The organism is Streptomyces sp. NPDC056486 (assembly GCF_042795295.1).
Taxonomy (GTDB): Bacteria; Actinomycetota; Actinomycetes; order Streptomycetales; family Streptomycetaceae; genus Streptomyces.
This window is the reverse complement of record NZ_JBHTSF010000013.1, coordinates 50,102-73,425: the sequence shown is the minus strand read 5'-3', so window position 1 is coordinate 73,425 and position 23,324 is coordinate 50,102. Positions and strand designations below refer to the sequence as shown.

Below are 23,324 nucleotides of genomic sequence, written 5' to 3'. Positions count from 1 at the left end.
GCGCCGCGGAACGATGTCAAGGAGTGGTCCGAATGTAAGGACAATGTGTTGACAGGGTTCGTGGGGCGGCATAGACCTAGGGAGGATCCAAGGAGAGGGTTCAAGGGGCCGATGCCGACAAGGAGTGCAGGGTGACCGATCCGTACGACGTCATCACGATGGGCCGGATCGGGGTGGATCTGTATCCCCTGCAGGCCGGGGTGTCGCTCGCCGATGTCAGCACGTTCGGCAAGTTCCTGGGCGGCTCGGCGTCGAACGTCGCCGTCGCCGCGTCACGTCTCGGCCGCCGGGTCGCAGTCGTCACGCGCACCGGCGAGGACCCCTTCGGGGACTATCTGCACCGGGAGCTGCGGCAGTTCGGGGTCGACGACCGATGGGTGAGCGGGGTCGCGGGTCTTCCGACCCCGGTGACCTTCTGCGAGGTCTTTCCGCCCGACGACTTCCCGCTCTACTTCTACCGGCAGCCGAAAGCCCCTGACCTGGAGATGTACGAGAAGGAGCTCGACCTCGGCGCGATCGCCTCCGCACGGGTGTTCTGGATGACGGGCACGGGGCTTTGCGCGGAGCCGAGCAGGTCGGCGACGCTGGCCGCGCTCCGTGGACGGGCGAAGGCCGGGCTCACCGTCTTCGACCTCGACTGGCGGCCGATGTTCTGGGAGCGGGTCGATGACGCGCGGGGCTTCTACGGGCAGGCGCTCGCGCAGGCCACCGTCGCGGTGGGCAACCTCGACGAGGTGGAGGTGGCCACGGGAGAGCGCGAACCCCGCGCCGCCGCCTGTGCGTTGCTGGCTGCCGGTGTCGAACTCGCCGTGGTCAAGCAGGGGCCCAAGGGGGTGCTCGCGATGAACAGCTCGGGCGAGGCCGCCGAGGTGCCGCCGCTCCCCGTGACGGTGCTCAACGGCCTCGGGGCCGGGGACGCCTTCGGCGGTGCGCTGTGTCACGGGCTGCTCGAAGGGTGGGAGCTGGAGCGGATCATGCGGTATGCCAACGCGGCGGGGGCGATCGTCGCGTCGCGCCTGGAGTGTTCGTCCGCGATGCCGTTCCCCGACGAGGTCGAGGCGGCGCTCGCCGCGGGAGCCGTGACAGCGGGAGCCGTGACGCATGGCTGACCACATGGCCAACCGCAGGGTCGACGTCGCCGCACTCGTCCGGATCCGGGCCCGGCACCCCGAAGCCATCGCCGAAGCCGCCGCGCTTCGCCCCAGGCGCCCGCTCCTCGGCGGCAGCGGGCGGCTGATGATCATCGCTGCCGACCACCCCGCGCGAGGCTCCCTCTCCGTCGGCGGGGACAAGCTGGCGATGGCCAACCGCGCGGACCTGCTCGAACGGCTCTGCCTCGCACTCTCGCGCCCCCGCGTGGACGGCGTGCTCGCCACCGCCGACATCCTCGAAGACCTCCTCCTGCTCGGCGCCATCGACGGCAAGATCGTCATGGGGTCGATGAACAGGGGCGGGCTCGCGGGGGCCTCGTTCGAGCTCGACGACCGGTTCACGGGCTACCGGGCCGAGGACATCGACCGGCTCGGCTTCGATGCGGGCAAACTCCTGCTCCGGGTCGACTACGAAGATCCCGGCTCCCTCGCGACCATGCACTCCAGCGCCCGTGCCATCGATGCCATGGCCGCAAGGAAGCTGCCGGTCTTCGTCGAGCCCTTCCTCTGCCGGCGCGCGCCCGACGGCGGCCTGCCGCGCAACGACCTGAGCGCCGAGGCAGTCACCACGTCCATCGCCATCGCGTCGGGGCTCGCCGGGACATCGGCGTACACCTGGCTGAAGGTCCCCGTGACCGAGAATCCGGACGACATGGCGCGCGTCATGGAGGCCTCGACACTGCCCGCCGTCCTCCTCGGAGGCGACCTGGGTGACGACAGCGACGCCGCGTACGAGAAGTGGCGGGGCGCGCTCCAACTGCCCACCGTGCACGGGCTCGTCGCGGGGCGCACGCTGCTGTACCCGGCCGACGGCGATGTGGCGGGCGCCGTCGACACCGCTGTCGGACTGCTGTAGGAGGGCCACATGACGTACGTACCGAAGGGCAGCGCGGCCGAGGGGCCGTACGCCCTTGAACTCGACCCCAAACGGTCCGGGCTTGTCTATTCCGCACTGCGCGTGGTCGACATCGAACCCGGCGCCACGCACTCCTTCGCGACCGGGGAGAGTGAATGGATCGTGCTCCCGCTGACCGGCGGCTGTACGGTGCACGCGGAAGACGAGATCATCGAACTCCTCGGCCGACAGAGCGTGTTCAGCGGAGTGAGTGACTTCGCCTACGTGCCCCGTGACGCCCACATCCAGATCGCCTCCGGCGCGGGAGGCCGCTTCGCCCTGGCAGGAGCGAAGTGCGAGCGTCGACTCCCCGCCCGCTACGGCTCCGCGCCGGAGGTTTCCGTCGAGCAACGTGGCAGCGGCACGTGCACCCGCGAGGTCCGCAACTTCGCGTCCGCCGACGCCTTCGACTGCGACCGCCTCATCGCCGTCGAGGTGATCACACCCGGGGGCAACTGGTCCTCGTACCCGCCGCACAAGCACGACGAGCACCGCCCGGGAGCCGAGGCCGAGCTCGAAGAGATCTACTACTTCGAGATCGAGGCCGCGCCGGACGGCGGGCCCGAGGGCTTCGGCTATCAGCGGGTCTTCCCGTCGCGGCCCGGCGGCACCGACGTCCTTGCCGAGGTCCGTACGGGCGACGCCGTGCTCGTCCCCGACGGCTGGCACGGCCCGTCGATCGCCCAGCCGGGGCACAGCATGTACTACCTGAATGTGATGGCCGGTCCGGGGGAGGAGCGGGAGTGGCGCATCTGCTTCCATCCCGATCACACGGAGGGGTACCGATGACGGCGGAGGAATACCGATGACAGGGAAGCGAAATCGATGACAGGGGAGCGAAATCGATGACCTCGATCAGGCTGACCACCGCGCAGGCCCTCGTCCGCTTCCTGTCCCGGCAGTTCACCGAGCGCGACGGCGAGCGGCAGCGGCTCATCGGCGCGACCTGGGGCATCTTCGGCCACGGCAACGTGGCGGGCATCGGCCAGGCACTCCTGGAGTACGGCGACGACATGCCCTACCACCAGGGCCGCAACGAACAGGCCATGGTGCACGCCGCCGTCGGGTACGCCCGTCAGTCGGGCCGCCTGTCCACGCAGGCCGTCACCACGTCCATCGGGCCCGGTGCGACCAACCTCGTCACCGGCGCCGCGCTCGCGACCATCAACCACCTGCCGGTGCTCCTGCTGCCGGGCGACACCTTCGCGACCCGCCCCGCCGACCCGGTGCTCCAGCAGCTCGAAGTCCCTTACGCGGGTGACGTATCGGTCAACGACTGTCTGCGCCCGGTGTCGAAGTACTTCGACCGGATCACCCGGCCCGAGGCCCTGATCCCGGCCGCGCTCGCCGCGATGCGCGTCCTGACCGACCCGGCCGACACCGGCGCCGTCACCCTCGCGCTTCCGCAGGACGTGCAGGCAGAGGCGTACGACTGGCCGGAGGAGTTCTTCGAGGAGCGGGTGTGGGGCGTACGGCGTCAGGCCCCCGACCCGCGTGAACTGGCGGCTGCCGCGCGGGCCGTGCGCGAGGCGCGTCGCCCGCTGATCGTCGCGGGCGGCGGAGTCCACCACAGCGCGGCCGAGGATGCGCTGCGGGAGCTGGCTGACGCGACCGGGATCCCCGTCGCCTCCACCCAGGCCGGCAAGGGCTCCCTGCGGTTCGACCACCCGGCGGACGTCGGCGCCATCGGGCACACGGGCACGGCCACCGCCGACGAACTGGCCCGCACCGCCGACCTGGTGATCGGCGTCGGCACCCGCTACAGCGACTTCACCACGGCATCGGGCACGCTCTTCACCGAGCCCGGCGTCCGCTTCCTCAACGTCAACATCACCGCGTTCGACGGCCACAAGATGGCGGGCACGCCCCTGATCGCGGACGCGCGCGCGGGCCTGGAGGCCCTTACCGGCGCCCTTGAGGAGTGGCGGGTCCCGCCCGCGTACGTCGCCGAGTACACCGAGGACAAGGTTCGATGGGAGCAGCGCGTCGATGCGGCGTACGCGGCCGATGAACCCGACGTACGGCCCACGCAGCTCCAGGTCCTCGGTCTGCTCGACGCGCTTGTCACGGACGAGGACGTGATCATCAACGCGGCCGGATCACTCCCCGGAGATCTCCACAAGCTGTGGAGGACGCGCTCGCCCCGGCAGTACCACGTCGAGTACGGCTACTCCTGCATGGGATACGAGATCCCCGCCTCGATCGGCGTCGCGATGGCGGCGCCGGACCGCCCGGTCTGGGCCCTTGTGGGCGACGGAACGTATCTGATGATGCCCACCGAGATCGTCACCGCGGTCCAGGAGAACATCCCGATCAAGGTCGTGATCCTGCAGAACCACGGGTACGCGTCCATCGGCGGGCTCTCCGAGTCCGTGGGCGGCGAGCGGTTCGGGACCGCCTACCGCTTCCGGGCGCCCGACGGCACGTACACGGGCGCCCCGCTGCCCGTCGATCTCGCGGCCAACGCGGCCTCGCTCGGGATGCGGGTGATTCGCGCCAAAACAGTGGCTGACCTGCGCGATGCTCTTGCGGAGGCGCGTGCGGCCGACGGTCCCACATGTGTCTACGTGGAGACGGAAACGGCAGACACAGTGTCGCCCCCGCCCCCGGCGCAGGCGTGGTGGGATGTGCCCGTGGCCGAGACCGCGGACCGACCGTCCGCCATCAAGGCCAGGAAAGAGTACGACCGGCACGTCTCAGCCCGACGCCGCCACCTGTGAGAGTAGGGATGCTTGTCATGACGAAGACCGTCAATCACTGGATCGGTGGGAAGCCCGTTGGGAATGCCGCGGGTGCGTCGGGTACGTACGGCCCGGTCACCGACCCCGCGACCGGCGCCGTCACCACGCAGGTCGCCTTCGCGTCCGTGGACGAGGTGGACGCCGCCGTCGCCTCCGCGCGCGAGGCTTACACCACGTGGGGCAAGTCGTCGCTCGCCAAGCGCACCTCGGTGCTCTTCGCCTTCCGGGCGCTGCTCGACGCCAACCGTGACGCGATCGCCGAGCTGATCACCGCCGAGCACGGCAAGGTGCACTCGGACGCGCTCGGCGAGGTCGCCCGTGGTCTGGAGATCGTGGACCTCGCGTGCGGGATCACGGTCCAGCTCAAGGGCGAGCTGTCGACGGAGGTGGCCTCGCGTGTGGACGTCGCGTCCATCCGCCAGCCGCTCGGCGTCGTCGCGGGCATCACGCCGTTCAACTTCCCGGCCATGGTGCCGATGTGGATGTTCCCGCTCGCCATCGCGTGCGGCAACACCTTCGTGCTGAAGCCGTCGGAGAAGGACCCCTCGGCCGCGATGAAGATCGCGGAGCTGCTCTCCGAGGCGGGCCTCCCGGACGGCGTCTTCAACGTCCTGCACGGCGACAAGGTGGCCGTGGACCGGCTGCTCTCGCACCCGGACGTGGCGGCCGTCTCCTTCGTCGGCTCCACGCCGATCGCCCGCCACATCCACACCACAGCGACCGCCAACGGCAAGCGCGTCCAGGCGCTCGGCGGCGCCAAGAACCACATGCTGGTCCTGCCGGACGCGGACCTCGACGCGGCTGCGGACGCGGCCGTCTCGGCGGCGTACGGCTCGGCGGGCGAGCGCTGCATGGCCATCTCGGCCGTGGTCGCGGTCGGGTCGATCGCCGACGAGCTGGTCGCGAAGATCAAGGAGCGGGCCGAGAAGATCAAGATCGGCCCCGGCAACGACCCGGCGTCGGAGATGGGCCCGCTCATCACGGCGGCGCACCGCGACAAGGTGGCGTCGTATGTGACGGGCGCGGCTGCCGAGGGCTGCGAGGTCGTCCTGGACGGCACCGGCCACACGGTCGAGGGCTTCGAGGACGGCCACTGGATCGGCCTCTCGCTCCTTGACCGCGTGCCGGTGACGGCCGACGCGTACAAGGACGAGATCTTCGGCCCCGTGCTTTGCGTCCTTCGGGTCGACACGTACGAGGAGGGCGTGGCGCTGATGAACGCGTCGCCCTTCGGGAACGGCACGGCGATCTTCACCCGCGACGGCGGCGCCGCACGGCGCTTCCAGCTGGAGATCGAGGCCGGGATGGTGGGCGTGAACGTCCCGATCCCGGTGCCGGTGGGCTACCACTCCTTCGGTGGCTGGAAGGACTCGCTCTTCGGAGATCACCACATCTACGGAAATGACGGGACGCACTTCTACACCCGGGGCAAGGTCGTCACCACCCGCTGGCCGGACCCGTCGGACGCGCCGGAGGGCGTGGACCTGGGGTTCCCGCGGAATCACTAGCGGCTGCGCGCTGGAGGGGCTGATTGGTTTCAGCCCCTCCGGCGTTTGAGGAGCGGGGTCTGGGGCGGAGCCCCAGGTAGGTCCGGGGCGCAGGCACGCCACGCGGCGAAGCCGCAAGACGATACAGCCGGGAAGGGGCGGGGTCGGGGAAAGTTCCTGCCGTACCGCAGCCGTGGTACGGCGGGCCCCCGGCCTACTCCCCAGGGAGACAACCGGGTTCACACCACCGGCTGCCCCGGATGTCAGCCCTCGCCCGTACGGTTGACGCATGGATCTACGACTGCCGAAGCTGCCCAAGCGCAGACTCCTCGCCGCAGCGGCCGCCCTCGCGCTGCTCGCGGGCGCGGGCACCTGGACGGCGGCGGCGTCGGACGACGGGCCCGCCGTGCACCGTGAGGACCGCGTCATGCAGATGACGGGAGCGGGCGGCGCGAAGATCGACACGTCGTACTTCACCGCGGGTGACGCCTCGAAGAAGCGCCCCGCCGTCCTCATCGGCCACGGTTTCGGCGCCAACAAGGACGAGCTGCGCGCACAGGCGGAAGGCCTGGCGAGCAAGGGGTACGCGGTCCTGACCTGGTCAGCCCGCGGCTTCGGCAAGTCCACCGGCAAGATCGGCCTCAACGACCCGAAGGGCGAGGTCGCCGACGCCTCCCACCTGATCGACTGGCTGGCGAAGCGGCCCGAGGTGCAGCTGGACAAGAAGGGCGACCCCCGGGTCGGCATGACCGGCGCGTCGTACGGAGGTGCGATCTCCCTCCTCACCGCCGGTTACGACGACCGCGTGGACGCCATCGCCCCCCAGATCACGTACTGGAACCTCAGCGACGCCCTCTTCCCCAACGGCGTCTTCAAGAAGCTCTGGGCGGGTCTCTTCATCAACACCGGCGGCGGCTGCGAGCGGTTCGAGAAGCAGCTCTGCGAGATGTACAACCGGGTCGCGGAGGCCGGAAAGCCGGATGCCGCGGCGCGTAAGATCCTCGCCGAGCGCAGCCCCGTCGCCGTGGGCGACCGCATCAAGGTGCCCGCCCTGCTCTTCCAGGGGCAGACCGACTCGCTCTTCCCGCTGGGTCAGGCCGACTCCATCGCCAAGGCGCTCCGCGCCAACCACGCGCCCGTGTCCGTCGACTGGATCTCCGGCGGCCATGACGGCGGCGACCGCGAGACGGGCCGGGTGAACGGCCGCATCGGATCGTGGTTCGACCGCTATCTGAAGGACGACAAGAGCGCGGACACCGGCCCCGGATTCCGGGTCACCCGCACCGGAGGGATGGACTCCACCAACGGGGCCGCGACGACGCGGGGCGCGAGCGGCGACCGCTACCCCGGCCTGGAGAGCGGGCAGCGGGAGATCGCGCTCACCGGGCGCGAGCAGCGCTTCGAGAACCCCGCGGGCGCCGCGCCGCCCGCCATCTCCGCCCTTCCCGGCGCGGGCGGCGGCGGACTCAACCAGCTGTCCTCGCTCGGCGTCGGAGTCTCCCTCGACTTCCCCGGCCAGAACGCGAGCTTCGAGTCGGCCCCGTTCAAGGAAGACCTGCGCATCACCGGATCCCCGAAGGCGCGCCTGCACGTCAAGTCCAGCAGCGAGGACGCCGTGCTCTTCGGCAAGGTGTACGACGTAGGTCCTGGCGGCAAGCAGAAGGTGCTGCCCTCCCAACTGGTCTCGCCGATCCGTGTGGAGGGCGCGAAGGCGGGCAAGGACGTCACCGTCACCCTGCCCGCCGTCGACCACGACGTACAGAAGGGCCACCGCCTTCGCCTCGTCCTCGCCTCGACGGACCTGGGCTACGCCTCTCCGACGCAGCCAGCCACGTACAGCGTCGCCATGAAGGGCGACCTGTCGGTCCCCACCGCGCCCGACGTGGAGACGGCGGCGACGCCGCTGCCCGCCTGGGTGTGGTGGCTCCCGGCGTCCGGAGCGGTGATCGCGGTGCTGCTCCTGCTCACCGCGCGGCGCCGGACGACGGCGCCCGCGCCGGACCCGGAGCTCGCGGAAGTGCCGCTGCGGATCACGGACTTGAGCAAGCGGTACGCGAAGTCGGTGGACCGTTACGCGGTCCGTGACCTCTCCTTCAGCGTCGAGAAGGGCCAGGTGCTCGGCCTCCTCGGCCCGAACGGCGCGGGCAAGACGACGACCCTGCGCATGCTCATGGGCCTCATCCGGCCCGACGCGGGCGAGATCCGCGTCTTCGGGCAGGCGATCCGGCCCGGCTCGCCCGTCCTCTCCCGGGTCGGCGCGTTCGTCGAGGGCGCGGGCTTCCTGCCGCACCTCTCCGGGCGCGAGAACCTGGAGCTGTACTGGAAGGCCACCGGGCGCCCCGCCGAAGACGCCCGCATGGACGAGGCGTTGGAGATCGCCGGGCTCGGCGACGCGCTCGCCCGCGCGGTGCGGACGTACTCGCAGGGCATGCGGCAGCGGCTCGCGATCGCCCAGGCCATGCTCGGCATGCCGGACCTGCTGATTCTCGACGAACCGACGAACGGCCTCGACCCGCCACAGATCCGCGAGATGCGCGAGGTCATGATCCGGTACGCGGCGGGCGGCCGCACGGTCATAGTCTCCAGCCACCTCCTCGCCGAGGTCGAGCAGTCCTGCACGCATCTGGTGGTCATGGACCGCGGCCGTCTCATCCAGGCGGGCCCGGTCTCCGAGATCGTCGGCTCCGGCGACACGCTCCTGGTGGGCCTCGCGGACGACATCTCCGACCCGCTGGTGGACAAGGTGGCCGCGCTGCCCGGCGTCGCATCGGCGGTCCGCGCGGACGCCGGTCTCCTGGTGCGCCTCGACGGCACGGAGTCCGGCAGCGCCGCACGGCTGCTTCCCGAACTGGTGCGCCTGGAACTGCCCGTGGAGTCCATGGGCCCGCACCGCCGCCTCGAAGACGCGTTCCTGACCCTGATCGACGGAGGCACCGCATGAGCGCCACAGCCACGGGGCCCGGCACGGGGCCCGGCACGGAGCCGGGCATGAAGCCGGGCACGGAACGCGCCACGGCTCCCGGATACCGCCCCGGCCGCACGCTGCCGCTGCGGGTCGAGGCGATGCGCCAGCTGAAGCGGCGCCGCACGCTGGTGATGGCCGGGGTGATGGGCCTGCTGCCCTTCGTCCTCGTCCTCGCGTTCACCATCGCCGGATCACCGGAGTCCAGAAGCGGCCGGGTGACGCTGATGGACACGGCCACGGCATCCGGCGCGAACTTCGCGGCGACATGCCTGTTCGTCTCGGCGGGCTTCCTCCTGGTCATCCCCGTCGCACTGTTCTGCGGGGACACGGTCGCCTCGGAGGCGAGCTGGTCGTCCCTGCGCTACCTCCTCGCGGCTCCCGTGCCACGGGCCCGCCTGCTGTGGTCGAAGCTGGCCGTGGCGCTCGGCCTCAGCGCGGCGGCAATGGTGCTGCTCCCACTGATCGCCCTGGCGGTCGGAACAGCGACGTACGGCTGGGGACCGCTACAGATCCCGACGGGCGGCGCCCTCCCCGCCGGAACGGCGGCGCAGCGCCTCGTGATCGTCGTGGCGTACATCTTCATCTCCCAACTGGTCACGGCCGCGCTCGCGTTCTGGCTCTCGACCAAGACGGACGCGCCGCTGGGAGCAGTGGGCGGCGCGGTGGGCCTGACGATCGTCGGCAACGTCCTGGACGCGGTGACGGCACTCGGCAGCTGGCGCGACTTCCTCCCGGCGCACTGGCAGTTCGCATGGGCGGACGCGATCCAGCCCCGCCCGGAGTGGGGCGGAATGATCCAGGGCTCGGCTGTCTCGGTGGCGTACGCGCTGGTGCTGTTCGCGCTGGCGTTCCGGGGGTTCGCGCGGAAGGACGTGGTCAGCTGAGGCCCTGGGAGCGGCTTCCGTTCCCGGCGATCGAGGTGCGTCGCCGGGACGCCATCTCTTGGGATGGCGCGTAGAAGGAGAAGTCCCGAGGTCTTGTCCGGGCGCAGGGCGCAGGGCGCAGGGCGCCGGGCGCGGGGAGTGCCGCTTCTTGCGATGCAAGGCTCTGACCGGTCCTGGACGCTGAGCATCGGGGTGGCGCTTGCGAGCGTGAATCTCATCGTGCTGAAACGGTCTGGCCTGATGGGTTCGACGCGGCAGCCGCGGGAGTCCTCCCCGCACACGATGCGCCGCCGCTCCGTCCCCTGAGTGTCTTCCCTCAGGACCCCTCCTAGCAGGAGCGCGTGCGGCCCGCCGTGCCCGCCGTGCCCGCATCGAGACTCTTCCGCAACGCTTTCGAGTGAGCGTTCGCGGTGTCCCGCGCGTCACAGTCATGTGAAGCGACGACGCGAGGGGGCCGGGATGGGGACCTGGAAAGTACGGCAGGGGCTGCTTGCCGTGGCCGTGGCGGGTGGGCTGTTGCTCAGCGGGTGCAGTTCCGGTGGCGGGAACACGGACCGGGCCAGCGACAGCAGCGGGAAGGAACGGCGCGGCACCGCGCCCCTGCCCGCGCCGGGCCCCGCATCGCCCGGCACCGGTGACGCGGCCACCCCCGGTGGACAAGGCGAGCAACAGGACGGCAAGCAGCGGGACTTCGCGCCGCCGCCCGATTATCTCTCCACCTTCGCCCTGGACGTGGACACCGCCTCCTACGGCTTCGCCCGCCGCACCCTCGCCGAAGGCCGCCTCCCGGACCCGGCGACCGTACGCCCCGAAGAGTTCGTCAACAGCTTCCGCCAGGACTACCCGCGCCCCGAGGGCGACGGCTTCTCCGCGAACGTGGACGGCGCCCGTACCGACGCCGACGGCTGGTCTCTGATGCGGGTGGGGCTCGCGACCCGCGGGGACAGCTCGGACGGCGAACGCCCGCCCGCAGCCCTCACCTTCGTGATCGACGTCTCCGGTTCGATGGCGGAGCCCGGCCGCCTCGACCTGGTCAAGGAGTCGCTCGCGATCATGACCGACAAGCTGCGCGACGACGACTCCATCGCGCTCGTCACCTTCAGCGACAGCGCCGAGAAGGTGCTGCCCATGACCCGCCTCGGGGACCACCGCGGCAAGGTGCACTCGGCCATCGACGCAATGGAGCCGACCCAGTCCACCAACCTGGAAGCGGGTATCCGCACGGGGTACGACACCGCGGTGGGCGGTCGGCGCGACGGCGCCACCAACCGCGTCGTCCTGCTCTCCGACGCCCTCGCCAACACCGGCGAGACCAGCGCGGACGGCATCCTGGAGCGCATCTCCGACGCCCGCAGCGAACACGGCATCACCCTCTTCGGGGTGGGCGTCGGCAGCGACTACGGGGACGCGTTGATGGAACGCCTCGCCGACAAGGGCGACGGCCACACCACGTACGTGTCGGACAGCGAGGAGGCCAGGAAGGTCTTCTGCGAGCAGCTCCCGGCCAACATCGAACTGCGCGCCCGCGACGCGAAGGCGCAGGTCGCCTTCGACCCGAAGACCGTCAAGCAGTTCCGGCTCATCGGCTACGACAACCGCGCGGTCGCCGACGACGATTTCCGGGACGACAGCGTGGACGGCGGCGAGGTCGGGCCCGGCCACACGGTGACGGCGCTGTATGCCGTACGGATGAGGCCCGCCACCAGCGGGCACGTGGCGACGGCCAGCGTCCGCTGGCTCGACCCCGACAGCCGTGCCCCGCACGAGGAGTCGAACCAGATCGAGTCGGGCGACCTGGAGGGCGGCCTGTGGAACGCCGACCCCGGGCTGCGGACCACGGCGGTCGCCGCCTACTTCGCGGACGCGCTGCGGCAGGGAACCTCTGCCACCGCCCCCGAGCCGATGTCCACCTCCACCGGTTCCCCCGAGCGGCAGTCCCTCCCCGGCGCGCCCTCGCTGGCCGAACTGGCAAGGAGCGCAGATGAGTTGTCATCGGACGGCGACGACGACAAGTCCCTGCGCGACCTCGCGACCGCCGTCCGGCAGGCGGACCGTCTCACCGGGGGATACGGAGGCGGCGGAGGCGGGGGAGAGGACGAGGGCGAGATCACCGGCTAACCGTCAGTAGGGGGCAGTTGGCTGGCCGCTAGCGGCCACAGAGTTTCCGTTCGGCCTGTACCGGGTCGTTCGGGAAGCGGAACGACGTCCGCTCCCACACCCCGGTGACATTGCGCAGGAACCGCCCCGGCGTCATCGGATCCCGCGTCGCCGCCCGCAGCTCGGCCAGTGGCCCGCAGCCGAGCGCCCGCCGGGCGGCGGCGACACCCGCCGGATCGAGGCCCTCGGGGAGGGCACCGCGGCCACGGTCGGCGAAGATCCACGTGTCGGGCAGCCGCTTGTCGTGGCCCACGCGGCCGTTGATGCGCTCGGAATGGGCGGCAAGCGGATAGGCGAGGCCGATCGGATCGAGGGCGGCGCCGTTCAGGGGGACCACGGTGCCGCTGAAGCCGAGGGTGCTGTAGACGCCGGTGACGGTGGGGGAGTTGGCGGCGGCCGGGGTCCTGGCGAGGAACAGGCTCGGGGTTCCCGCGCGATCGGCGTCGCGTACGAGACGTGCCCACGCCATGTTGCTCGGATAGCCCGCGAAGTCGTGGTGGAGGGGGTGGGCGGCGGCGTTCTGCTGGACGTACACACCGCGTTCGTCCGCCACTCCGCCGGGCCCGATCCGCCCCTCGTACGGCATGCGCAGCCAGCCCGCGCAGGCCACGGCCCAGATCCCGATGCCCACCGCCGCGATGGTCCACGCGCGCGTGAGGGGCACCAGGAAGACCGGCAGGAGCATGAGAAGCAGACCCGGCAGGAACATCCGGCCGTGCATGAAGTCGCCGCCCACCTTGATGACGTAGCCCCAGCAGAGGAGCCCCGCGACGACGGGCGCGAGCGCGGGGACCAGCGGTGCGGAGACCAGCGGTGCTGGGACCAGCGGTGCTGGGACCAGCGGTGCTGGGACCAGCGGTGCGGCGTCCCGCCTCTGCGCCGCCGACGGCAGCAGGGCCGCGAGCAGGAACAGCGCGGGCATCCACAGGAGATAGGGCTCCCCGAAGTCCACGAGGTAGCCGAACCCGCGCCCCCACAGACTCTGCGAGGCCTCCTTGGTCACGCCGGGCAGCGGCATCAGCTGTCCGTAGTACCCGACCCGGAAGATCTCGTACGCGACCGGCAGCGCGAGGGCCGCTCCGAGCCCGCCGAAAGTGGCCCGCCGCGAGGGCTGCACCATCAGCCACTGGGCCCCGAGGAAGACCGCGGACACCAGCGCCAGGTCGGGCCGTACGAGCGGGCCGAGCCCGAGGATCACGCACGTCACGGGCGAGTGCGCGCGCGTCACCAGCAGCAGCCAGGCCCCCGCGATCCAGCAGGTGGCGAGGCCGGTCTCCAGGCCGGAGGTGGCGAAGTCCCAGACGGGCGGCAGGGCGAGCAGGACGAGGCAGCCGAGAGGAAGGACCGCCTTGTCCGCGTACAGCCGCAGCGCCCCGAGCGAGGCGAACGCGAACCCGGCGGCGGTCAGCAGCAGCCCCCCGTACATCGCGGCCCTCGCGATATCGATGCCCGGCAACCCCGCAAGCACGAGCAGCCACTGCCAGAGGGTGCCGGTGGAGGACTCGGCGCGCTCGCCCGCGTTGAAGACGGGGCCGTTGCCGGCCAGGATCTGGCGGACCGTACGGACGTAGATGTGCCCGTCGTCGGACATCCAGCGCCGCTGGAACCCGGCGAACGCGATGACGCAGGCCGGGAGCAGACAGAGGACGCCACGCCGGATACGGCGCCCGACGTCGCGGCGGCTGTTGAGCAGCCCGAGGGCGGCGTCGGGCTCGCGGAGGGAGAGTTGCGTCGACGTCATGATCTTTTTATCGGCGCAGGTCAATGGGGGCTTTAGGTTATTTTGTGCATAATCTCCCCGAGCTCTTGGAGAGCGGGGCCGCCCCCCCCCCACGACTGCCTGAAGGTTCAGGCCCCACGGCGGGCTGAATGCTCAGCGAATCTGCCGTCCGGAAATCGCCCGAGCGATCACGAGGCGCTGAATCTCACTCGTCCCCTCGAAAATCGTGTAGATCTTCGCGTCCCGGTACATCCGCTCCACCGGATGCTCCCTGCTGTACCCCGCGCCCCCCAACACCTGCACAGCCTTCTCCGTGGCCGCCACCGCAAGCTCCCCGGCCCGCAGCTTGGACATCGAGCCCTGCCCCGCGTCGAACGACTTGTCGTTGCGCGCCATCCACGACGCCTGCCAGATCAGCAGCCGCACCGCCTCGATCTCGGTCCGCAGATCGGCGAGCGCGAAGGCGATGGACTGGTTCTCGATGATGGGGCGGCCGAAGGCGACCCGGGAGCCCGCGTAGTCGAGCGCGTACTCGTAGGCGGCCCGCGCGATGCCGAGCGCCTGCGCCCCCACCGTCGGCCGGCTCACCTCGAAGGTCGCCATGGCGGCTTGCCCACGGCCTCCGGAACCGCTTCCGGAACTACCTCCGGAACCGCTTCCGGAACTACCCCCGGAACCACTTCCGGAGCCGGAACCACTTCGGGAACTGCTTCCGGAACCCGTCTTGGTTCCTTCGCGGGCCCGGGCGAGCCGGGCGTCGAGCCGCTCCTTGCCGCCGAGCAGACAGTGCCCCGGCACGCGTACGTCGTCCAGGAACACATCCGCGGTGTGCGAGGCCCGCAGCCCCAGCTTCTTTATCTTCCGGGCGCCTTCGAGACCCCGGGTGCCGGGCGGCACGATGAACGCCGCCTGCCCCCGTGAGCCAAGGGCCGGATCGACGGACGCGACCACCACGTGGACGTTCGCGATGCCGCCGTTCGTGATCCACGCCTTCTGGCCCGACAGGGTCCACTCGTCGCGTGCCTCGTCGTACGTCGCGCGCGTCCGCATCGCCGACACGTCGGAGCCCGCGTCGGGCTCCGAGACGCAGAACGCGGCGACCTTGGGCTCGTCCTCGTCACCGAAGCACTGCGGCACCCACTCGGCCAGCTGGTCCGGCGTGCCCGCGGAGAAGATCCCGGCCACCGCGAGCGACGTGCCGAACAGGGCCATCCCGATGCCCGCGTCGCCCCAGAACAGCTCCTCGTTGGCGATCTGCAGCGAGAGCCCGGTGGGGTCGCCGAACATGTCGGCCAGGGACTCGAATCCGTACAGGCCGATCTTCGCGGCCTCCTGGATGACGGGCCAGGGCGTCTCCTCGCGCTCGTCCCACTCGGCGGCCGCCGGCCGCACCACATCGGCCGCGAAGCCGTGCACCCAGCCGCGCAGGTCGCGCTGTTCCTCGGTCAGTTCGAGCGAGAAGGCCATGGTGTGGCCCCTTCCGGAAGTCGGCGTGTCAGTCGGTGCGTCGGGTTTATGACATGCGGTTGGGAACGGGCCCGGGTCAGGCCTTCGGGATGTCGAAGTAGCGGGTGAGGCCGGCGGCGAGCGCCACATCGCCCGCGACCTTGAGCTTGCGCATCATGAACATCGTCACGGGGTTGGCGTTGCCGGAGACCAGCTTGAGGAACTCGGCGTCGGCCATGACGAGCGTGACGCGCGGCTCGGCGTTCGAGCGGCCTTCGCGGACGGTGCAGGTGCCCTCCGAGATGTCCGTCTCGTAGACCGTCTCGACCGTCTCGACCGACTCGTCGACTCCCGTGATCTTCCAGCGGATCAGGGCCTTGAGCGTGCCCGCGGCCTCCGGCTTGAACTGCCGTCCCATCCGCCCGAACACCTCCTTCAGGACGCGGGCGCGCAGCTCCGCATCCTTGGCGATCTCGGTGATCTCCTTGCCGGACAGGCCCTTCACGATCTTCGCGAACTCCTCGGGAGTGACGCTCGCGAAGTCCAGACCGGCCACACCTTCCGCACCGCCGACGCCGTCCGTCATGACAATCTCCTTACTCAACAGTAAACTTACTAAAGGGTAAGGTAGCCCCGAGTCTGGGAGGCTGCAAGGGTGACGGTCAACGGGAGAACTGAGGGACGGCGGAAGCGCGTTCCGCGCCAGGAGCGCGAGCAGCAGATCATCGATGTGGCGGTGACGGTCTTCGCCAAGCGCGGCTATCACGCCGCGTCCGTGGACGAGATCGCCGAACTGGCCGGGATCTCCAAGCCGATGGTCTATCTCTACCTCGACTCGAAGGAGGGGCTCTTCCTCGCCTGTCTGCGGCGCGAGGCCGACCGCCTTGTGGCCGCCTTCCAGGGCGCCGCGCAGGCAGTGGGGGGCGCGCAGGCCGGTGGGGGCGCGCCCGAACTGCGCCTGCACGCGGGCCTCTCGGCGTTCTTCGCCTTCGTCGCCGAGCACCGCGACAGCTGGGTCGTCCTGCACCGCCAGGCGTCGGAGCTGAGCGAGGCGATCGCGTCCGCGGTCGCCGACGCGCGGCGCGCGGTGATGACCGAGGTCGCGGGCCTCGTCCGGGACGGCATCACGGAGAGCGCCGGCGGATCGCAACTCGACGACGAGGACGCCGACTTCGTCGCGTACGCACTGGTCGGCGCCGCGGACTCGCTCACCGACTGGATGAGCGGCCATCCGGGCCAGTCACCGGAGGGTGTGACGCTGCGCCTCATGAACATGGTGTGGGTGGGGATGGGGCGGGTGCTCGAGGGGGAGGTCTGGGTGCCGGGCGAGGGGGCCGTACCGGCTTCGGCGCCAGCTTCGGTACCGGCCTCCGCGCCGGCCTCCTCGCCTGAGTGAGCCTCTTGTCACCGAAATGACGGCCGCCCGCTGCCTTCTTCGCTGTCCGCCCCATTGAACTTTCCTTACGCATGAGTAAGTTGACTTCCCGGTAAGTACGACCACCGCACCACCGCACCACCGCATCACCTCTGCACGTCAGCTGGTAGCAGCCGGGAGCCGGGAGCCGTCATGGGCGTACGCAAGGATCTGAAACGGGCGCAACGCCACAGCGAGCTGGCGGAGCGCGCCACGGTGGAGCTCATCCGGGACGAGCACGGCACCGTGCGCGAGGCGCGTACCGCCCGGCTCGCGGCGAAGGCCACCGCGGGCAGCACCGCCGACATCCCCTTCACCAACGCCGCCGAGGCACCCGACGCAGTCGTCATGCGCCGCAAGCAGGGCGACCAGTGGCGCCCGGTCACCGCGGCGGCCTTCGCGCGCGAAGTCACGGCCGCGGCCAAGGGGTTGATGGCCGCCGGGCTCGAACCGGGCGGCCGGGTCGCACTGATGTCCCGTACGCGATACGAGTGGGCCGTACTGGACTTCGCGATCTGGGCGGCGGGCGGACAGACCGTGCCCGTGTACGCGACGTCGGCGGCTGAACAGATCGAGTGGATCGTGCGGGACTCCGGCGCGACACTGCTGATCACGGAGGCGGCGGAGAACGTCGCGACGGCCGAATCGGCGATCGGAGGCCTCGCAGAGCCGCCCCGAGTCCTCTGCATTGACGAGGGCGCCCTGAGCGAACTCGAAGCACAGGGGCGGGAACTGTCGGACGAGGAAGTGACCAAGCGAAGGTCCGCCCTCACCCCGGACTCCATCGCCACCATCTGCTACACGTCGGGCACGACCGGCAAGCCCAAGGGCTGCGTCCTGACCCACGGCAACCTGCACGCCGAGGCCGCGAACACGGTCGACCTGCTGCACCCCATCTTCCAGGAGATCACGGGCCAGGTCGCCTCCACGCTCCTCTTCCTGCCGCTCGCCCACATCCTGGGCCGCACCATCCAGATCGCCTGCATGCTCGCCCGTATCGAGCTCGGCCACTGCCCGAGCATCAAGCCGGACGACCTGCGGCCCGAACTGCGCTCGTTCAGGCCGACGTTCGTCGTCGGCGTTCCGTACCTCTTCGAGAAGATCCATGACACGGGGCGCGCGACCGCGGAGAAGATCGGGCGCGGGGCGTCCTTCGACCGGGCCGAAGGGATCGCGGTGCGGTTCGGCGATGCGTATCTGAACAAGTTCCTCGACCAGCGCGGCCCCGGCCCCTCGATCGGGCTCCGCATCGGCTGGGCGCTGTACGAAGTGCTCGTCTACCGCCGCATCCGCAAGGAGGTCGGCGGCAGGCTGCGGTACGCGATCAGCGGCGGCTCACCTCTCGACCGGCGCCTCAACCTCTTCTTCTTCGCCGCGGGCATCGTCATCTACGAGGGGTACGGCCTGACGGAGACCACGGCCGCCGCGACCATCACGCCACCGCTGAAGCCCCGCCCCGGCACGGTGGGCCTTCCGGTGCCGGGCACGGCCGTGCGCATCGCGGACGACGGCGAGGTGCTCATCAAGGGCGGCATCGTCTTCGGCTCGTACTGGAACAACCCGGCCGCGACGGACGCCGTACTGCGGGACGAGTGGTTCGCGACCGGTGACCTGGGGGCGCTCGACGAGGACGGCTATCTCACGATCACCGGGCGCAAGAAGGACATCATCGTCACGTCCGGGGGCAAGAACGTCTCCCCGGCGATCCTGGAGGACCGGCTGCGCAGCCGGACGCCGATCGGTCAGTGCATCGTCGTCGGCGACAACCGGTCGTACGTCGGGGCGCTCATCACGTTGGACCCGGAGGCCGTCGAACACTGGCTCGCCGTACGCAAACGCCCGAAGAACACCCCGCTCGCCGAAGTGTGCCGGGACCCGAAGATGATCGCGGAGGTCCAGAAGGCGGTGGACTACGCCAACACGGCGGTCTCACGGGCCGAGTCCATCCGCAAATTCTCACTCGTCGAGGGCGAGTTCACAGAGGACAACGGACTTCTCACCCCGTCGCTGAAGATCAAGCGGCATGCGGTGGCGGCGGCGTACGAGGGCGAGATCGAGGCGCTCTACGGTGAGTGAGGCGAGGGGGTGCCCCGGCCCTCTCAGGAGGAGCATCTGCGGGCGGCAATGACGTGGGTGATGGCGGTGCCGGTGGCGCCACCGGTTCCAGTCTTTCAACGGCCGGATCACGCCCGGAAGTTCCCGATCCGTACTTCGGTGGGGCAGGATCGGGCCGAGCGGGCGATGGCGCACTGGCCCACCAAGGGGGAGGCGGGCGGGCGCCCGGCACAGAACACGGGGTACGTGCGCGTGCAGGCCGGGCGGGGAGCCTCATGGCGTAGAGGAAATGCGCCGGTCTCCTCCGTTCTGCGCCCGGTTAGGGGAGGACGGTGGAGGGCAGGGCGTACCGCCCGCGCTGAGCTCCCCTCCACGGCCGGTACTGCTCGACCACGGGCGTCGGCATTGCGGGAAGACGCCGGCGCCTGTGGGGTCTGCTGCCTGGTCGTGATCCCCCGTCACTCTTCACTGGTGAGGTGAAGCAATAAGGGGGAAACTGTATCGCCTGCGGCGGCGGACCTGACCCAGTATCCTCGTGAGGCTTTATCACCGGCTTCATGAAGTGCCAGGCCCACAAAATTCAATGCATCTGTATCTCGTTCTTCTAGTTTTAGAATTTCACAGGCGACCTGGCGTTCCTTCAGGTCCGGATCGAGCACAGCACGACATCGGGACGCGATGGATGAGCCGCTATGGCTGGCCGCCTCGAGCAACACTCTGGCCTCTCCCCAATCGCCGTCGAGAGTTGCAAGTGCGGCCAAACTAAGACGTGCCGCTATGAGGATTTCGGGCGGCCGCCCGTCTGAAATATCAAGGACCCTCCGCCACGCATCAACAGCACCTTCCTTGTCCCCTTGACTTGCCAGTAGGTTGCCCAGGTTGTTCATGGCGCCCGTATGGTCGGCGGCGGCGGCCTTGCGATACCAGGTCCGGGCGCGCGCCGGGTCCGGCGGAACAAGCTGCTCGGCCAGGAGGTAGCCCAGGTTGTTCATGGCGTCGGTGTTGCCGGCTTCGGCGGCTCTGCGGTACCAGGCCCGGGCGTTTTCCAGGTCCGGGGGATCGAGTCGGTCGGCCAGGAGGTAGCCCAGGTTGAACATGGCGTTGGTGTCGCCGGCTTCGGCGGCTCTGCGGTACCAGGTCCGGGCGCTTTTCAGGTCCGGCGGATCGAGCCGGTCGGACAGCAGGTTGCCAAGGCTGAACATGGCGCCGGTGTCGCCGGTTTCGGCGGCTTTGCGGTACCAGGTCCGGGCGCTTTTCAGGTTTGGTGGATCGAGCTGGTTGGACAGGAGGTAGCCGAGGTTGTTCATGGCGTTGGTGTTGCCGGTTTCGGCGGCTTTGCGGTACCAGGTCCGGGCGCTTTCCAGGTTCGGTGGATCGAGCTGATTGGACAGGAGGTAGCCGAGGTTGAACATGGCGTCGGTGTTGCCGGCGTCGGCGGCTTTGCGGTACCACGTCTGGGCGCTTTCCAGGTCCGGCGGATCGAGCTGGTCGGACAGCAGGTTGCCCAGGTTGTTCGTGGCATTGGTGTTGCCGGCCTCGGCGCCCATGCGGTACCACGTCTGGGCGCCTTCCAGGTTCGGTGGATCGAGCTGCATGGCCAGGAGGTAGCCGAGGTTGTTCATGGCGATGGTGTTGCCGGCGTCGGCGGCTTTGCGGTACCAGGTCTGGGCGCCTTCCAGGTCCGGTGGATCGACCTGGATGGCCAGGACGTAGCCCAGGCTGAACATGGCGTTGGTGTGGCCGGCGTCGGCGGCTTTGCGGTACCACGTCTGGGCACCCTCCAGGTCCGGCGGATCGAGTTTGTCGGCCAGCAGGTTGCCCAGGTTGAACATGGCGTTGGTGTGGCCGGTGGCGGCGGCTTTGCGGTACCACGTCTGGGCGCTTTCCAGGTCCGGCGGATCGAGTTTGTCGGCCAGGAGGTAGCCGAGGTTGAACATGGCGTCGGTGTTGCCGGTGGCGGCGGCTTTGCGGTACCACGTCTGGGCGCTTTCCAGGTCCGGCGGATCGAGCTGGTCGGACAGGAGGTTGCCCAGGTTGTTCATGGCGTCGGTGTTGCCGGCCTCGGCACCCATGAGGTACCAGGTCCGGGCGCCTTCCAGGTCCGGCGGATCAAGCTGTTTGGACATGAGGTAGCCCAGGCTGAACATGGCGTCGGTGTGGCCGGCTTCGGCGGCTTTGCGGTACCACGTCTGGGCGCCCTCCAGGTCCAGTGGATCGAACTTTTCGGACAGGAGGTAGCCCAGGTTGTTCATGGCGTCGGTGTTGCCGAGGGCGGCCGCCTTGAGGTACCACGCCTGGGCGCCCTCAAGATCGGGAGGATCGATCTTTCTCTCCAAGAGCAATCCGTAACTCCGCATAGCTGAGCTATTGCCCCGATCGGCAGCTCGCTGATACCAGTTTCGGGCGGCGTTCAGATCAATTGGTGAAGTCTCGTTGGCGTACAGCCAACCTAGGTTTCGCATGGAAAGTGCGTCGCCTGATTCAGCGGCAGCCAGAAGAGCCACCTGGGACATTTTTATATTGCCGCGGTTATAGGCAGCAGTGCCGATCAGAGGGGCATCGTCCGTGTCGGCCGCGGATAGCCCGCGGGTCCAGAACCAGTCCGGGATCGGGCGGGTTTCCCCATTCTGGCCATCGTCGTAGTCAACCAAGTAGGGGTATGGGGTGTATTTCCATGTTGCGTCGTCCAGGCGCTCGACGAGCAGACCGGCAACTCGACCTGTGTTGCGGCCGTCAGGGTCCTGAGGCGGAGTTCGGGCTTGTTCGATGGCGTGGGTGAACTCTGCGGTTCCGGGATCCAGGTAACTGGCGATATCTCGGAGGTACTCCTGTGCCAGATCTCTGAGATTCAGCTCTGGCACCGGGCTTGGTATGCCGATGCGCTGCCAGTCGATTGCTGCCTGAAGTACCGCGCGCAACACCGGGAATGCATCGGTGTACTGACGCAGGAGGGCGGGCGCCCCCGCCAACTGTTCGGCCAGTCCGTACCGGGTCAGGTCCAAGCCGGGATAGCTGATGGCGGCAGCGGCCTGTTCCTCAGGGTCTGCACTGGTCGGCTTGAGCGCGATCGTTGTGGGCGCGGCGTTGTCGAGAAGCTGGCGTGTTCCGGGTGTCAGGTCCGCGTGTTCGTTGAGTCGGGCCCGCTCTTCCTGCCGGAGTGTCGCCAGCACGATCGTGGGCCCCGGCCTTTTGCGCAAAGCTGTGAGCCGGGCCGGTGTCAGCGCGCCCTCGCCGACGAGGAAGCGCTGCAGGTCGTCCAGCCATATCGCCAATGGCCAGTTGCTGGCTGCGATGCGGGGGTGTGCGACCAGGGACGCCAGGCGAGCCGGGTCAGGTTTTGCGAGGCGGGCCTCGGGACAGGCTGCGCGGAGCCCCTCGAACGCGGTGCGGGTCTTACCGGCCTTTGAGGGACCGACCAGAAGCACCAACTGGCCTGGAATGCAAAGAGCCTCCTGAAGGCGGTGGTCGACCTGATGAGCGGTGCGTGACACGTAAGGGTCTTGGTCGCCGTGTCGATGAATGTCGCCGAATTCTGTCGGGTCGGCTCCAAGCTGGTACGGAGTCAGGTCGGCCACCACGGGCAAATCGCCGTGCGGGCCGAGGAGTTCCACCAGGCCGGACAGTTCTTCTGCTGCTCCGATCGCGGTTGGTATCGAGTTCTGGTCGGAGAGGCCGAGCGCGGTCGCGATGTGTCGGGCGCGTTGACCTTTGGCTCGGGCGAGCCTGTCGATCGGAACCACGACGAGTGGGTTGTTGCCCAGGTGAGGCCGATGTTGAACGACGTGCCCCAGGGCGTACCCCTGGTGGAAGACGAGTGCTCCTGACAGGCCGCCCCATGGCGACTTTCGCGTGGTCTGCTCGTGACCGACTTGCCGCGGAGGCTGCACTGCCCCGAGCTTCTCGTCGCGCAGCACAAGGAAATTGGCCTTGGCGCCTCCGCCTTCGCCCTGTCGTATGAAGCCGCGAACTTCAGCCGACCGCACATCTGTGTTCGGCTCCAGCATGTACATCGGGTAGCCGATCGCTACGCAATCGGCCAGTTCCCCTGACTGGCTGTGATCCACGCGCGCGAACAGTGGGAGATCCCAGTTTGCGCTGGCCCAGGGCGCGTCCTCCAGGGTGAGCAGTGCTATGTCCAGTCCCCAGCTTTCATGCCTGGACCCGGAGCCGTAAGAGGCGGTGATGTGGCTGACCCTGGCGGCCTGCCATGCGTTATCCGCCCAGCGGCGTACTTCCAAGTGGGTCTTCTTGACCCTGGTGGGGTCGTCCACCGTGCAATGCCAAGCCGTCAGTACTTGGTTGGGTGTTACGAGAAACCCGGATCCCCACCTTCGCCGTCCGTCAGGTAATTCCGCAACTACAGCGGTGACCCGCTCCAAGGGAACCTGCCTGAAGATCACTACCCACCC

The 23,324-nt window shown here is 69.4% G+C and carries 14 protein-coding genes; 10 read left to right on the top strand and 4 right to left on the bottom strand.

Features of this window, described 5'->3' with window-relative positions; translation table 11 throughout:
• Nucleotides 1-158: 158 nt before the first annotated feature.
• From iolC to ACFQ7F_RS08600, 8 genes are all read left to right on the top strand, one after another.
• Nucleotides 159-1,109: a 5-dehydro-2-deoxygluconokinase gene (iolC, locus tag ACFQ7F_RS08635; protein ID WP_383268191.1), complete on the top strand. Its 951-nt coding sequence runs from the start codon at nt 159-161 to the stop codon at nt 1,107-1,109.
• Nucleotides 1,102-2,007, top strand: coding sequence for a deoxyribose-phosphate aldolase (locus ACFQ7F_RS08630; RefSeq protein WP_383268122.1), 906 nt, complete (start codon nt 1,102-1,104; stop codon nt 2,005-2,007). Before iolC ends, ACFQ7F_RS08630 begins: the two co-directional genes overlap by 8 nt.
• Nucleotides 2,008-2,016: 9 nt before the next feature.
• Nucleotides 2,017-2,835 (top strand): 5-deoxy-glucuronate isomerase, encoded by an 819-nt coding sequence (gene iolB, locus ACFQ7F_RS08625; protein WP_383268120.1) that lies wholly within the window; start codon nt 2,017-2,019, stop codon nt 2,833-2,835.
• A gap of 56 nt (nt 2,836-2,891) precedes the next feature.
• Nucleotides 2,892-4,766, top strand: a complete 1,875-nt coding sequence (gene iolD, locus ACFQ7F_RS08620; protein WP_383268118.1) for a 3D-(3,5/4)-trihydroxycyclohexane-1,2-dione acylhydrolase (decyclizing) — start codon at nt 2,892-2,894, stop codon at nt 4,764-4,766.
• Between the two features lie 17 nt (nt 4,767-4,783).
• Nucleotides 4,784-6,295: a CoA-acylating methylmalonate-semialdehyde dehydrogenase gene (mmsA, locus tag ACFQ7F_RS08615; RefSeq protein ID WP_383268115.1), complete on the top strand. Its 1,512-nt coding sequence runs from the start codon at nt 4,784-4,786 to the stop codon at nt 6,293-6,295.
• 268 nt (nt 6,296-6,563) lie between these two features.
• A complete protein-coding gene (locus tag ACFQ7F_RS08610) occupies nt 6,564-9,215 on the top strand; it encodes an alpha/beta fold hydrolase (protein WP_383268112.1) in 2,652 nt (883 codons plus the stop codon).
• Nucleotides 9,216-9,262: 47 nt separating this feature from the next.
• The gene (locus tag ACFQ7F_RS08605) at nt 9,263-10,123 is read left to right on the top strand and encodes an ABC transporter permease (protein ID WP_383268188.1); all 861 of its coding nucleotides are present in this window, start codon (nt 9,263-9,265) and stop codon (nt 10,121-10,123) included.
• 459 nt (nt 10,124-10,582) lie between these two features.
• Complete coding sequence (locus tag ACFQ7F_RS08600) at nt 10,583-12,241, top strand: von Willebrand factor type A domain-containing protein (protein WP_383268110.1); 1,659 nt, start codon at nt 10,583-10,585, stop codon at nt 12,239-12,241.
• A 28-nt stretch (nt 12,242-12,269) separates the two neighbouring features.
• On the opposite strand, the gene ACFQ7F_RS08595 is transcribed toward ACFQ7F_RS08600, so the two are convergent.
• From ACFQ7F_RS08595 to ACFQ7F_RS08585, 3 genes are all read right to left on the bottom strand, one after another.
• Nucleotides 12,270-14,021, bottom strand: a complete 1,752-nt coding sequence (locus tag ACFQ7F_RS08595; protein WP_383268107.1) for a hypothetical protein — start codon at nt 14,019-14,021, stop codon at nt 12,270-12,272.
• Nucleotides 14,022-14,153: 132 nt separating this feature from the next.
• Nucleotides 14,154-15,467, bottom strand: coding sequence for an acyl-CoA dehydrogenase family protein (locus ACFQ7F_RS08590; RefSeq protein WP_383268104.1), 1,314 nt, complete (start codon nt 15,465-15,467; stop codon nt 14,154-14,156).
• A 76-nt stretch (nt 15,468-15,543) separates the two neighbouring features.
• On the bottom strand, nt 15,544-16,032 hold the full coding sequence (locus ACFQ7F_RS08585; protein ID WP_383268101.1) for an SCP2 sterol-binding domain-containing protein: 489 nt from the start codon (nt 16,030-16,032) through the stop codon (nt 15,544-15,546).
• Between the two features lie 69 nt (nt 16,033-16,101).
• On the opposite strand from ACFQ7F_RS08585, the gene ACFQ7F_RS08580 reads away from it, so the two are divergent.
• Both ACFQ7F_RS08580 and ACFQ7F_RS08575 read left to right on the top strand, forming a co-directional pair.
• The gene (locus ACFQ7F_RS08580) at nt 16,102-16,842 is read left to right on the top strand and encodes a TetR/AcrR family transcriptional regulator (RefSeq protein ID WP_383268098.1); all 741 of its coding nucleotides are present in this window, start codon (nt 16,102-16,104) and stop codon (nt 16,840-16,842) included.
• A gap of 171 nt (nt 16,843-17,013) precedes the next feature.
• On the top strand, nt 17,014-18,936 hold the full coding sequence (locus tag ACFQ7F_RS08575) for an AMP-dependent synthetase/ligase (protein ID WP_383268096.1): 1,923 nt from the start codon (nt 17,014-17,016) through the stop codon (nt 18,934-18,936).
• A gap of 437 nt (nt 18,937-19,373) precedes the next feature.
• Here ACFQ7F_RS08575 and ACFQ7F_RS08570 read toward each other — a convergent pair whose 3' ends face one another.
• Entirely contained in the window at nt 19,374-23,315 is a 3,942-nt protein-coding gene (locus tag ACFQ7F_RS08570) for a trypsin-like peptidase domain-containing protein (protein ID WP_383268093.1), read from the bottom strand.
• Nucleotides 23,316-23,324 lie beyond the last annotated feature (9 nt).

What these genes read in the sequence shown, in the direction of transcription:
- ACFQ7F_RS08605 (WP_383268188.1), top strand. Translation starts at nt 9,263, where the DNA reads ATGAAGCCGGGCACGGAACGCGCCACGGCTCCCGGATACCGCCCCGGC.
- ACFQ7F_RS08600 (WP_383268110.1), top strand. Translation starts at nt 10,583, where the DNA reads ATGGGGACCTGGAAAGTACGGCAGGGGCTGCTTGCCGTGGCCGTGGCG.
- iolB (WP_383268120.1), top strand. Translation starts at nt 2,017, where the DNA reads ATGACGTACGTACCGAAGGGCAGCGCGGCCGAGGGGCCGTACGCCCTT.
- ACFQ7F_RS08585 (WP_383268101.1), bottom strand. Translation starts at nt 16,032, where the DNA reads ATGACGGACGGCGTCGGCGGTGCGGAAGGTGTGGCCGGTCTGGACTTC.
- ACFQ7F_RS08590 (WP_383268104.1), bottom strand. Translation starts at nt 15,467, where the DNA reads ATGGCCTTCTCGCTCGAACTGACCGAGGAACAGCGCGACCTGCGCGGC.
- iolC (WP_383268191.1), top strand. Translation starts at nt 159, where the DNA reads ATGGGCCGGATCGGGGTGGATCTGTATCCCCTGCAGGCCGGGGTGTCG.
- ACFQ7F_RS08630 (WP_383268122.1), top strand. Translation starts at nt 1,102, where the DNA reads ATGGCTGACCACATGGCCAACCGCAGGGTCGACGTCGCCGCACTCGTC.
- ACFQ7F_RS08610 (WP_383268112.1), top strand. Translation starts at nt 6,564, where the DNA reads ATGGATCTACGACTGCCGAAGCTGCCCAAGCGCAGACTCCTCGCCGCA.
- ACFQ7F_RS08595 (WP_383268107.1), bottom strand. Translation starts at nt 14,021, where the DNA reads ATGACGTCGACGCAACTCTCCCTCCGCGAGCCCGACGCCGCCCTCGGG.
- mmsA (WP_383268115.1), top strand. Translation starts at nt 4,784, where the DNA reads ATGACGAAGACCGTCAATCACTGGATCGGTGGGAAGCCCGTTGGGAAT.
- iolD (WP_383268118.1), top strand. Translation starts at nt 2,892, where the DNA reads ATGACCTCGATCAGGCTGACCACCGCGCAGGCCCTCGTCCGCTTCCTG.
- ACFQ7F_RS08575 (WP_383268096.1), top strand. Translation starts at nt 17,014, where the DNA reads ATGGGCGTACGCAAGGATCTGAAACGGGCGCAACGCCACAGCGAGCTG.